Origin of the sequence: Escherichia sp. WS1451 (assembly GCF_046487365.1) — a bacterium.
Taxonomy (GTDB): Bacteria; Pseudomonadota; Gammaproteobacteria; order Enterobacterales; family Enterobacteriaceae; genus Escherichia; species Escherichia coli.
This window is the reverse complement of record NZ_JBJQJP010000023.1, coordinates 52,415-63,964: the sequence shown is the minus strand read 5'-3', so window position 1 is coordinate 63,964 and position 11,550 is coordinate 52,415. Positions and strand designations below refer to the sequence as shown.

General features: G+C 53.6%; 10 protein-coding genes. 3 read left to right on the top strand and 7 right to left on the bottom strand.

All coding sequences use genetic code 11. The features are described 5' to 3' along the window. Positions 1-138 precede the first annotated feature (138 nt). From hemG to pepQ, 4 genes are read right to left on the bottom strand one after another with little or no spacing between them, the layout of a single operon-like run. Positions 139-684 carry a menaquinone-dependent protoporphyrinogen IX dehydrogenase gene (gene hemG / locus ACJHX7_RS21940; protein WP_000853954.1) on the bottom strand — a complete coding sequence of 182 codons (546 nt, stop codon included), beginning with the start codon at positions 682-684 and terminating at the stop codon, positions 139-141. 11 nt (positions 685-695) lie between these two features. Beyond that, positions 696-2,147: a Trk system potassium transporter TrkH gene (gene trkH, locus ACJHX7_RS21935; protein ID WP_000545669.1), complete on the bottom strand. Its 1,452-nt coding sequence runs from the start codon at positions 2,145-2,147 to the stop codon at positions 696-698. Between the two features lie 38 nt (positions 2,148-2,185). After that, entirely contained in the window at positions 2,186-2,800 is a 615-nt protein-coding gene (locus ACJHX7_RS21930; RefSeq protein ID WP_001296979.1) for an IMPACT family protein, read from the bottom strand. Beyond that, entirely contained in the window at positions 2,800-4,131 is a 1,332-nt protein-coding gene (pepQ, locus tag ACJHX7_RS21925) for a Xaa-Pro dipeptidase (RefSeq protein WP_094030185.1), read from the bottom strand. The genes ACJHX7_RS21930 and pepQ overlap by 1 nt, the downstream gene beginning before the upstream one ends. A gap of 189 nt (positions 4,132-4,320) precedes the next feature. Here pepQ and fadB point away from each other — a divergent pair, with 189 nt between their 5' ends. Together fadB and fadA are read left to right on the top strand one after the other, a co-directional pair. Further along, complete coding sequence (gene fadB, locus ACJHX7_RS21920; RefSeq protein ID WP_094030186.1) at positions 4,321-6,510, top strand: fatty acid oxidation complex subunit alpha FadB; 2,190 nt, start codon at positions 4,321-4,323, stop codon at positions 6,508-6,510. A gap of 9 nt (positions 6,511-6,519) precedes the next feature. After that, positions 6,520-7,683, top strand: a complete 1,164-nt coding sequence (fadA, locus tag ACJHX7_RS21915; protein WP_000438699.1) for an acetyl-CoA C-acyltransferase FadA — start codon at positions 6,520-6,522, stop codon at positions 7,681-7,683. A 190-nt stretch (positions 7,684-7,873) separates the two neighbouring features. On the opposite strand, the gene fre is transcribed toward fadA, so the two are convergent. Further along, positions 7,874-8,575 (bottom strand): NAD(P)H-flavin reductase, encoded by a 702-nt coding sequence (gene fre / locus ACJHX7_RS21910; protein ID WP_001306785.1) that lies wholly within the window; start codon positions 8,573-8,575, stop codon positions 7,874-7,876. A gap of 45 nt (positions 8,576-8,620) precedes the next feature. Next, positions 8,621-10,114 (bottom strand): 4-hydroxy-3-polyprenylbenzoate decarboxylase, encoded by a 1,494-nt coding sequence (ubiD, locus tag ACJHX7_RS21905; protein ID WP_000339805.1) that lies wholly within the window; start codon positions 10,112-10,114, stop codon positions 8,621-8,623. A gap of 166 nt (positions 10,115-10,280) precedes the next feature. Between ubiD and rfaH the strand changes: the two genes are divergently transcribed. Beyond that, complete coding sequence (gene rfaH / locus ACJHX7_RS21900) at positions 10,281-10,769, top strand: transcription/translation regulatory transformer protein RfaH (RefSeq protein WP_001192396.1); 489 nt, start codon at positions 10,281-10,283, stop codon at positions 10,767-10,769. On the opposite strand, the gene tatD is transcribed toward rfaH, so the two are convergent. Then, positions 10,766-11,548, bottom strand: a complete 783-nt coding sequence (tatD, locus tag ACJHX7_RS21895) for a 3'-5' ssDNA/RNA exonuclease TatD (protein ID WP_089583313.1) — start codon at positions 11,546-11,548, stop codon at positions 10,766-10,768. The genes rfaH and tatD overlap by 4 nt on opposite strands. Positions 11,549-11,550: the final 2 nt, after the last annotated feature.

The following is an 11,550-nucleotide window of genomic DNA, read 5'->3' as shown; positions in this document are numbered from 1 at the left end:
CTCAGGAGAACCCCGCTGACCCGGCGGCGTGTTTGCCGTTGTTCCGTGTCAGTGGTGGCGCATTATAGGGAGTTATTCCGGCCTGACAAGAGGAAATTTAAAATAATTTTCTGACCGCGCATTTTTTATTCTTTATGCTTATTTCAGCGTCGGTTTGTCGGTTAAATGGGCGATTTCTCGGGCGAAATTCGCCACCTGCTCCCAATCGGTATAGACAACTTCTTTGCGCGTATCCGTTTCACCGCCTGACATCTTCATAATCAGCTTGATCATAAAACGGTCGTACCAACGATAGCGTGGATAACGCAGCGCCCCGGCAATGACGGCACAGCGATCGGGGCGCCATTGTGAGTTCATCAGAAACTTTCGGGCGTAGCTGTTGGTCTGCACAGTCCGCTTCTCCGGCTTGCGTGCCACCAGGTTGACAGAGTAAAAGGCGCTCGGCATTGAGTTCAGCTGGGTGGCATGCTTTTTGACAAATGCCTGGAACGCTGAATGGTAATGACCGTAGCGAATAGAAGCTCCAATGACCACACGGTCGTAGTTTTCCCACTGTGGTTCTTCAATGCGGTGTACATTAGCAACATCCGCCTGGATACCCAGTTCTTTCAGTTCCGAAGCCAGGTAGGAGGCAATCTCGCGCGTTTGTCCGTCCCTTGTTGAGAAAAGAATTAATGTTTTCACGTATTACTCCATCATTCACGCCAGAAAGTCGGGGTAAAGAGCACCAGCAATGTAAAGACCTCAAGACGACCAAACAGCATGTTGGCAATCAGGATCCATTTAGCCACCGGGTTCATACTGGTAAAGTTATCAGCAACCACACCAAGCCCTGGCCCCAGGTTATTCAATGTCGCAACAACCGAGGCAAAGGCAGAAAAGTCATCCACGCCCGTGGCGATAATCGCCAGCATACTGACAATAAACACCAATGCATAGGCGGAGAAAAATCCCCAAACGGCTTCGAGGATACGTTCCGGCAGTGCGCGATTCCCCAGCTTAATGCTGTAGACGGCGTTCGGATGCACCAGTCGTTTCAGCTCACGGTTCCCCTGCTTAAACAGCAGCAGGATGCGGATCACTTTCAGGCCACCGCCCGTTGACCCGGCACAACCGCCGATAAAAGCTGAACATAAGAGCAGTACCGGCAAAAAGAGCGGCCAGCGGGCAATGCTGTCAGTCGTAAACCCGGCGGTTGTCGCCATCGACACCACCTGGAAAAACGCCTGGTTAATTGTCATCAGCGCCGAACTATAGACATTATGAAACCACAGCACGAGGGTACAAATAATCACCAGCGTAAACTGTACGCCGATAAACATGCGAAATTCCGGATCGCGCCAATAAACCTTCAGACTACGCCCACTTAACAGTGAAAAGTGCAGACCGTAGTTACAGCCGGAGATCAGCAGGAAGATAGCAATGATAGTGTTAATAGTCGGGCTGTCGAAATAACCGATACTGGCATCATGTGTCGAGAAGCCGCCAATAGCGATAGTCGCAAAGCTATGGCCGATGGCATCAAAGGCATCCATTCCGGCAAACCACAACGCCAGCGCACAGGCGACGGTCAGCAAGACATAAATCAACCACAGGGTTTTCGCCGTTTCCGCAATTCGCGGGCGCATTTTGTTATCTTTCAGCGGGCCGGGCATTTCTGCGCGATAGAGCTGCATCCCACCCACGCCGAGGATAGGCAGTATCGCAACCGCCAGCACGATGATCCCCATCCCGCCAAACCATTGCAGCATCTGGCGATAAAAGAGGATGGCATGAGGGAGCGAATCCAGCCCCACCAGCGTAGTGGCTCCCGTGGTGGTCAGGCCAGAGAAAGATTCAAAAAACGCATCGGTAATCGTGAGGTTCGGGCTTTCCGAGAAGATAAAAGGGAGCGCACCGACGCTACCCAGCACGGTCCAGAACAGCACCACTATCAGAAACCCCTCACGGGATTTCAGTTCGCCCTTCTCTTTGCGGTTCGGCCACCACAGCATAGAGCCAATGGCGAGGGCGACAAAAAAGGTCTGGGTAAAAGCGCGGCCCGCTCCATCCCGGTAGATGAGTGCTACCAGCCCAGGGATAATCATGGTCCCTGAAAATAAGATGACCAGTAGTCCAACGATTCGGGTAATGGCGCGAAAATGCATCTCTGCCGCTTCCTTAGTTCTGCAAAACGAAGTGGGGATTATTCTTCAATCGCTAACAATTGCAATGAACCACGGCTAAAATCCGCCAGCTTTGCGGAAAATTCAGCCACTTTCGCCGCCGGAAGCGCCACCCGCAGCAGAACGAATGCCTGATAATCACTGTTGATAATTTTGCCGTCACACTGCCCCAGCAACGCTTCAATGCCGGTTAACTGACTATATTCACATTGCAAAGTATATTCGGTTAATGGCGTCTTGCGTTGGGTCGTTAGCTGGCGCAGCGCCTGATTCACGCCGCCGCCATACGCTTTCACTAACCCACCGGTACCAAGCAATATGCCGCCGTAGTAGCGCACCACCACAGCGGTAATTTCCCCGACGCCGCTGCCCATTAGTTGGGCGAGCATCGGTTTACCGGCCGTTCCCGCCGGTTCCCCGTCGTCAGAGAAACCGAGCTGTTGAGAATCATCCGGCGCACCCGCCACCCACGCTACGCAATGGTGGCGGGCATCGGGGTGTTCTGCCCGTACCGATTCAACAAACGCTTTCGCCGCCTCAACGCCATCGGTATGCGCCAACATCGTTATGAAGCGGCTTTTTTTGATCTCTTCAACGACCGTGACCGGTGCCGCAGGAATTAACCAGCTTTCCATCACGCCAGTTTCAGATCCCGGGTCATGTTTTCCACGCTGTTTTCGTGGATCACCACATTGTCTTCGATACGAATGCCGCCGAACGGTTTCAGTGCTTCAATTTTCTGCCAGTTGAAGTGCTTGCTGAACTGCCCTTCACGCCACGGTGCCAGCAGCGATTCGATGAAGTAGATACCCGGTTCGATGGTTAACACCATGCCCGGCTGGAGAATACGGGTGCAGCGCAGGTACGGATATTTTGCCGGTGCCGCGAGGTGCGTACCGCTATCATCTTGCATAAAGCCAGCTACGTCATGCACCTGCAGGCCCAGCGGATGACCGATACCGTGCGGCATAAAAGGTCCGGTGAGATCGTTTTCGACCATCGCTTCTTCACTCATATCGGTGATGATTTGATGTTTACGCAGCAGTTTGGCGATGCGCTGATGGAACTGGATGTGATAATCCACATAGCTGACGCCTGCTTTCATGGTGGCGATCAGCGCCAGTTGTTCATCATTTACGTCTTTCACCAGCTGTGCGTAGTCGTTGTCGCTTTTTGCCGACCAGGTACGGGTCAGGTCAGCCGCATAGCCGTTATATTCGGCCCCGGCATCCAGCAGGAAGCTGCGCATCTCTTCCGGTGCCTGGTGGTCCAATTTGGTGTAATGCAGCACCGCAGCGTGTTCGTTAAGCGCCACAATGTTGCTGTAAGGTACGTCGGTATCACGATGACCGGTCGCGGTCAGATAGGCAATATTGATATCGAACTCGCTCATGCCAGAACGGAACGCTTCTTCTGCCGCACGATGACCGTTGACCGCCATTTTCTGCGCTTCACGCATACAGGCCAGTTCGTACTCGGTTTTGAAGGAGCGGTAGTAATGCAGGTAGTCGATCACCCCTTTCGGGTTGATGTTGCTGGCCTCAATACCCAGTTGCAGCGCACGTTCCGGCACCGGACCGATATAACCGATATTGCCGCGCGCAGCAGGCAGCAGGCTACCAATGCCATCGGCTTTCGGCAGCGCGATCACTTCCACATCTTCAGTCCAGAAGGAGTTCGGCAGCGGTTCGACGTTGTGCCAGTAATCAACCGGCAGATAAAACCACAGTTTCGGCTTGTTCACGCCATCCACCAGCAACCAGCAGTTTGGCACCTGAGTTACCGGCACCCACGTTTTGAATTGCGGGTTCACTTTAAACGGATAGGGATGATCGTCGAGAAAAACGTTGAACAGTTCGCCGGAGTGAATAAGTAACGCATCCAGCTTGAAGCGCGCCAGCGCATCGCGAGTCCGTTCCTGTAAGGTAGCTATATGATTTTTATAGAGTGAGGCCAGTGATTCCATTTTTTACCCTTCTGTTTTTTTGACCTTAAGTCTCCGCATCTTAGCACATCGTTCATCCAGAGCGTGATTTCTGCCGAGCGTGATCAGATCGGCATTTCTTTAATCTTTTATTTGCATATTTTTAACACAAAATACACACTTCGATGCATCTGGTACGACCAGATCACCTTGCGGATTCAGGAGACTGACATGCTTTACAAAGGCGACACCCTGTACCTTGACTGGCTGGAAGATGGCATTGCCGAACTGGTTTTTGATGCCCCAGGCTCAGTTAATAAACTCGACACTGCGACCGTCGCCAGCCTCGGCGAGGCCATCGGCGTGCTGGAACAGCAATCAGATTTAAAAGGGCTGCTGCTGCGTTCGAACAAAGCAGCCTTTATCGTCGGTGCTGATATCACCGAATTTTTGTCCCTGTTCCTCGTTCCTGAAGAACAGTTAAGTCAGTGGCTGCACTTTGCCAATAGCGTGTTTAATCGCCTGGAAGATCTGCCGGTGCCGACCATTGCTGCCGTCAACGGCTATGCGCTGGGCGGTGGCTGCGAATGTGTACTGGCGACCGATTATCGTCTGGCGACGCCGGATCTGCGCATCGGTCTGCCGGAAACCAAACTGGGCATCATGCCGGGCTTTGGCGGTTCTGTACGTATGCCACGTATGCTGGGCGCTGACAGTGCGCTGGAAATCATTGCCGCCGGTAAAGATGTCGGCGCGGATCAGGCGCTGAAAATCGGTCTGGTGGATGGCGTAGTCAAAGCAGAAAAACTGGTTGAAGGCGCGAAGGCGATTTTACGTCAGGCCATTAACGGCGACCTCGACTGGAAAGCAAAACGTCAGCCGAAGCTGGAACCGCTAAAACTGAGCAAGATTGAAGCCACCATGAGCTTCACCATCGCTAAAGGGATGGTCGCGCAAACGGCGGGGAAACATTATCCGGCCCCCATCACCGCAGTAAAAACCATTGAAGCTGCGGCCCGTTTTGGTCGTGAAGAAGCCTTAAACCTGGAAAACAAAAGTTTTGTCCCGCTGGCGCATACCAACGAAGCCCGCGCATTGGTCGGCATTTTCCTTAACGATCAATATGTAAAAGGTAAAGCGAAGAAACTCACCAAAGATGTTGAAACCCCGAAACAGGCCGCTGTGCTGGGCGCAGGCATTATGGGCGGCGGCATCGCTTACCAGTCTGCGTGGAAAGGCGTGCCGGTTGTCATGAAAGATATCAACGACAAGTCGTTAACCCTCGGCATGACCGAAGCCGCGAAACTGCTGAACAAGCAGCTTGAGCGCGGCAAGATCGATGGTCTGAAACTGGCTGGCGTGATCTCCACAATTCACCCAACGCTCGACTACGCCGGGTTTGACCGCGTGGATGTTGTGGTAGAAGCGGTTGTTGAAAACCCGAAAGTGAAAAAAGCCGTACTGGCAGAAACCGAGCAGAAAGTACGCCCGGATACCGTGCTGGCGTCTAACACTTCAACCATTCCTATCAGCGAACTGGCCAACGCGCTGGAACGTCCGGAAAACTTCTGCGGGATGCACTTCTTTAACCCGGTCCACCGAATGCCGTTGGTGGAAATTATTCGCGGCGAGAAAAGCTCCGACGAAACCATCGCGAAAGTTGTCGCCTGGGCGAGCAAGATGGGCAAGACGCCGATTGTGGTTAACGACTGCCCCGGCTTCTTTGTTAACCGCGTGCTGTTCCCCTATTTCGCCGGTTTCAGCCAGCTGCTGCGCGACGGCGCGGATTTCCGCAAGATCGACAAAGTGATGGAAAAACAGTTTGGCTGGCCTATGGGTCCGGCATATCTGCTGGACGTTGTGGGCATTGACACCGCGCATCATGCCCAGGCTGTCATGGCAGCAGGCTTCCCGCAGCGAATGCAGAAAGATTATCGCGATGCCATCGACGCGCTGTTTGATGCCAACCGCTTTGGTCAGAAGAACGGCCTCGGTTTCTGGCGTTATAAAGAAGACAGCAAAGGTAAGCCGAAGAAAGAAGAAGACGCCGTCGTTGACGACCTGCTGGCAGAAGTGAGCCAGCCGAAGCGCGATTTCAGCGAAGAAGAGATTATCGCCCGCATGATGATCCCGATGGTCAACGAAGTGGTGCGCTGTCTGGAAGAAGGCATTATCGCCACTCCGGCAGAAGCGGATATGGCGCTGGTCTATGGCCTGGGCTTCCCTCCATTCCACGGCGGCGCGTTCCGCTGGCTGGACACCCTCGGTAGCGCAAAATACCTCGATATGGCGCAGCAATATCAGCACCTCGGCCCGCTGTATGAAGTGCCGGAAGGTCTGCGTAATAAAGCGCGTCATAACGAACCGTACTATCCCCCGGTTGAGCCAGCCCGTCCGGTTGGCGACCTGAAAACGGCTTAAGGAGTCACAATGGAACAGGTTGTCATTGTCGATGCAATTCGCACCCCGATGGGCCGTTCGAAGGGCGGTGCTTTTCGTCACGTGCGTGCAGAAGATCTCTCCGCTCATTTAATGCGTAGCCTGCTGGCGCGTAACCCGGCGCTGGAAGCGGCTGCCCTCGACGATATTTACTGGGGCTGTGTACAGCAGACGCTGGAGCAAGGTTTTAATATCGCCCGTAACGCGGCGCTGTTGGCAGAAGTACCACACTCTGTCCCGGCGGTGACCGTCAATCGCTTGTGTGGTTCATCCATGCAAGCATTACATGACGCAGCACGAATGATCATGACCGGCGATGCGCAGGCATGTCTGGTTGGCGGCGTGGAGCATATGGGCCATGTGCCGATGAGTCACGGCGTCGATTTTCACCCCGGCCTGAGCCGCAATGTCGCCAAAGCGGCGGGCATGATGGGCTTAACGGCAGAAATGCTGGCGCGTATGCACGGTATCAGCCGTGAAATGCAGGATGCCTTTGCCGCGCGGTCACACGCCCGCGCCTGGGCTGCCACGCAGTCGGGTGCATTTAAAAATGAAATTATCCCGACCGGTGGTCACGATGCCGACGGCGTCCTGAAGCAGTTTAATTACGACGAAGTGATTCGCCCGGAAACCACCGTGGAAGCCCTCGCCACGCTGCGTCCGGCGTTTGATCCAGTAAGCGGTACGGTAACGGCGGGTACATCTTCTGCGCTTTCCGATGGCGCAGCTGCCATGCTGGTGATGAGTGAAAGCCGCGCCCATGAATTAGGTCTTAAGCCGCGCGCCCGTGTGCGTTCGATGGCGGTCGTTGGTTGTGATCCGTCGATTATGGGTTACGGTCCGGTTCCGGCCTCGAAGCTGGCGCTGAAAAAAGCGGGGCTTTCTGCCAGTGATATCGGCGTGTTTGAGATGAACGAAGCCTTTGCCGCGCAGATCCTGCCATGTATTAAAGATCTGGGACTGATTGAGCAGATTGACGAGAAGATCAACCTCAACGGTGGCGCGATCGCGCTGGGTCATCCGCTGGGTTGTTCCGGTGCGCGTATCAGCACCACGCTGCTGAATCTGATGGAGCGCAAAGATGCCCAGTTTGGTCTGGCGACGATGTGTATCGGTCTGGGTCAGGGTATTGCGACGGTGTTTGAGCGGATTTAACCACTTGCCGGATGCGGCGTGAACGCCTTATCCGGTCTACCGATCCTGCACCAATATAGGCCTGATAAGACGCGCCAGCGTCGCATCAGGCATCGTGCACCGATTGCCGGATGCGACATAGATCTAAATGCCACTGTATAAAGTTTTAGTTGCCGTTCTTCCCGCCTGTCAGGGGCGGGTTTTTTATATCTCAGATAAATGCAAACGCATCGCCAAACAGGCGATCTTCCCGCGCATTACGCTCACTGCAAAACAGGTCACGGGCAATTTTCGCCATCTCAAAACGTCCGGCAATATAGATATCATGCTCTGCCAGCGTACCGTGATCCTGCAATACCGCCGTTAACACAGTGCCAGTACGCCCACGCCAGCCCGCTTCCGGTTGTTCAACCACCGGCACCACTTGCAGACCAGGATGCTTAAGCGAAAGCGCCTCAAGCTCGGAGAGATCATAAAGATGCTGCTCTTCACGCCCGCCCCAGTAAATGGTGATATCACGGTTTGGGTTACGCGCCAGCGCCGTCAGCAAAATCGAGCGCGCATAAGAGAACCCGGTGCCACCCGCAATCAAAATCATCGGACGTTCTTCATCATCGCGCAGCCATGCCTCACCGTGCGGAATATCGACCACGATTTGATGATCTTTAAGAATGCGGTCCATGACTGCTTTCGCGTAAAGGTTGATTTCAGAAGCGCCAATATGCAGCTCGATGAACCCTTTTTCATCTGGCGTCGAAGCCATTGAGAACGGACGTTTGTCACGCTCATCCATCACTACCATCAAATACTGACCAGCACGAAAAGAAAAGGCCGCGTCTGGTACGATTCGGACACGGTATACGGTATCCGTGATAGCTTCTACCGAGGTCACTTTACAGCTTAAGGTTGTCATGCGCTTTCTCTGTCGGATCGATAAATAGGGCAAAACAAACGCGCATCAGGCGCTTTTACCGTTGTTAAAAATAGCCAGTTCATCCCAGATGGCGTCAATACGCGCGACAACATCCGGATCTTTTTTGATGGGACGTCCCCATTCACGCTGGGTTTCCCCTGGCCATTTATTCGTGGCATCCAGCCCCATTTTTGAACCCAGCCCGGAGACAGGCGAGGCAAAATCCAGATAATCAATAGGCGTATTTTCGACCAACACCGTGTCCCGCGCCGGGTCCATACGGGTGGTAATCGCCCAAATCACATCGTTCCAGTCGCGTGCGTTGACGTCATCATCGCAAACGATCACAAATTTAGTGTACATAAACTGGCGTAAGAACGACCAGACGCCCATCATGACGCGCTTCGCGTGTCCGGCGTACTGTTTTTTGATCGTCACTACCGCCAGACGATAAGAACAGCCTTCAGGCGGCAGGTAAAAATCGACAATTTCCGGGAACTGTTTTTGCAGAATCGGCACAAACACTTCGTTCAACGCCACGCCCAGTACCGCAGGCTCATCAGGCGGACGCCCGGTATAGGTGGAATGGTAAATCGCATCTTCACGCTGGGTAATATGCGTCACGGTGAATACCGGGAAACTATCAACTTCGTTATAGTAACCGGTGTGGTCGCCATACGGCCCTTCCGGCGCAGTTTCGCCTTGTTCGATATACCCTTCCAGCACAATCTCCGCACTGGCGGGCACTTCGAGATCATTGGAAATACACTTTACTACTTCGGTCTTGGTGCCGCGCAGCAATCCGGCAAACGCATACTCTGAAAGCGTATCCGGAACGGGGGTGACTGCACCGAGAATCGTGGCAGGATCGGCACCCAGCGCCACAGAAACCGGGAAACGTTCGCCCGGATGCGCCGCACACCACTCCTGATAATCCAACGCGCCGCCGCGATGCGACAGCCAGCGCATAATCAGTTTGTTTTTACCAATTAGCTGCTGGCGATAAATGCCCAGATTCTGCCGCTCTTTATGCGGGCCGCGCGTTACGGTGAGCCCCCAGGTAATCAGCGGCGCGGCATCTTCCGGCCAGCAGGTCATAATGGGAATACGATTGAGATCGACGTCATCGCCAGAGACGATTTTTTGTTGGCAAGGCGCACCACGCAGTCGCTTTGTCGGCATGTTCAATACTTGCTTAAACTGCGGCAGTTTATCAAACAGGTCGCGGAAACCTTTTGGCGGCTCCGGCTCTTTCAGAAACGCCAATAATTTACCAACTTCACGCAGCGCCGAAACATCTTCCTGCCCCATGCCCATCGCCACGCGCTTTGGCGTACCGAACAGGTTGCACAGCACCGGCATTGAGTAGCCTTTAGGGTTTTCGAACAACAGCGCAGGCCCACCGGCACGCAAAGTGCGGTCAGCAATTTCAGTGATTTCCAGATGCGGATCCACCGGGAGCGTGATACGTTTTAGCTCACCCTGCTGTTCAAGCAGCGTCAAGAAGTCGCGTAAATCGTTATATTTCATGGCGTCCATTGTAGCCTCTTAATCTGCGCCCATTATACGGCGTTCATCTTTGCGATGCTGTAAATTTGTTAAATTAGCGTGAACTCTGACGGTATAACGCAAACCGGGGAATATAATTAACTTAGCGTAAAGCTTTTGCTATCCTTGCGCCCCGATTAAACGGATAAGAGTCATTATGCAATCCTGGTATTTACTGTACTGCAAGCGCGGGCAACTTCAACGTGCCCAGGAACACCTCGAAAGACAGGCTGTGAATTGCCTGGCACCGATGATCACCCTGGAAAAAATCGTGCGTGGCAAACGTACTGCAGTCAGTGAGCCATTGTTCCCCAACTACTTGTTTGTGGAGTTCGATCCGGAAGTGATTCATACCACGACTATCAACGCGACCCGCGGTGTCAGCCACTTCGTGCGCTTTGGCGCGTCGCCAGCGATAGTCCCATCGGCGGTGATTCATCAGCTATCGGTATATAAACCGAAAGACATTGTCGATCCGGCAACCCCTTATCCGGGTGATAAGGTGATTATTACCGAAGGCGCGTTCGAAGGTTTTCAGGCCATTTTCACCGAACCCGACGGCGAGGCTCGCTCCATGCTGTTACTTAATCTTATCAATAAAGAGATTAAGCACAGTGTGAAGAACACCGAGTTCCGCAAACTCTAAAACGCAATCCCAAACAGTGTTTTAACATTGGCATCCGTGGTGGCAGCCAGCCATGCGGCATCTTCTCCACGCCAGTGCGCAATACGTTGCAAAATATGGGGCAGATGGGCTGGCTCGTTGCGCCGGGATGATGGTTTCGGCGTGAGATCGCGCGGGAGCAAATACGGCGCATCAGTTTCGATCAGCAATTTCTCCGCCGGAATCAACGGCAACAATTCCCGCAGCTCCAGCCCGCGTCGTTCATCGCAAACCCAACCGGTAATGCCGATATAAATTCCACGCGCCACGCACGCCTGCATCTCTTCGCGTGTGCCGGTAAAGCAATGAAGAACCGCACCAGGCAGTTTATCCAGCCACGGCTCCAGCAATGTCATAAACCGCTCGTGGGCATCGCGACAGTGCATAAATACCGGCATGTTTAATTCTGCGGCAATGCGTAGCTGGGCAACAAAAGCGCGTTCCTGCTCTTCCGGCGTCGAAAAGTTGCGGTTAAAGTCGAGGCCACATTCACCAATCGCCACCACTTCTGGCTGCGCGGCCAGCTCAATAATCGCTTCTTCAGTCGCAGCTTGCCACTGGCTGCTGTCGTGAGGATGTACGCCCGCCGTTGACCAACAGGACGAATACTGACGCGCCAGCTTTTGCGCATGCTGGCTTTCACGCAGGTTAGTGCCGGTGATGAGTAGCCCATTAACTCCCGCGTCAAAAGCGCACGCTACAACATCATCACGGTCTTTCGCAAATTGCGAACTGGTCAAATTAACGCCGATATCAAACATCC

Bases quoted from the DNA above. Each gene is read 5' to 3' on its own strand.
- trkH (WP_000545669.1), bottom strand. From the start codon at position 2,147: ATGCATTTTCGCGCCATTACCCGAATCGTTGGACTACTGGTCATCTTA.
- ACJHX7_RS21930 (WP_001296979.1), bottom strand. From the start codon at position 2,800: ATGGAAAGCTGGTTAATTCCTGCGGCACCGGTCACGGTCGTTGAAGAG.
- pepQ (WP_094030185.1), bottom strand. From the start codon at position 4,131: ATGGAATCACTGGCCTCACTCTATAAAAATCATATAGCTACCTTACAG.
- fadB (WP_094030186.1), top strand. From the start codon at position 4,321: ATGCTTTACAAAGGCGACACCCTGTACCTTGACTGGCTGGAAGATGGC.
- fadA (WP_000438699.1), top strand. From the start codon at position 6,520: ATGGAACAGGTTGTCATTGTCGATGCAATTCGCACCCCGATGGGCCGT.
- fre (WP_001306785.1), bottom strand. From the start codon at position 8,575: ATGACAACCTTAAGCTGTAAAGTGACCTCGGTAGAAGCTATCACGGAT.
- ubiD (WP_000339805.1), bottom strand. From the start codon at position 10,114: ATGGACGCCATGAAATATAACGATTTACGCGACTTCTTGACGCTGCTT.
- rfaH (WP_001192396.1), top strand. From the start codon at position 10,281: ATGCAATCCTGGTATTTACTGTACTGCAAGCGCGGGCAACTTCAACGT.
- tatD (WP_089583313.1), bottom strand. From the start codon at position 11,548: ATGTTTGATATCGGCGTTAATTTGACCAGTTCGCAATTTGCGAAAGAC.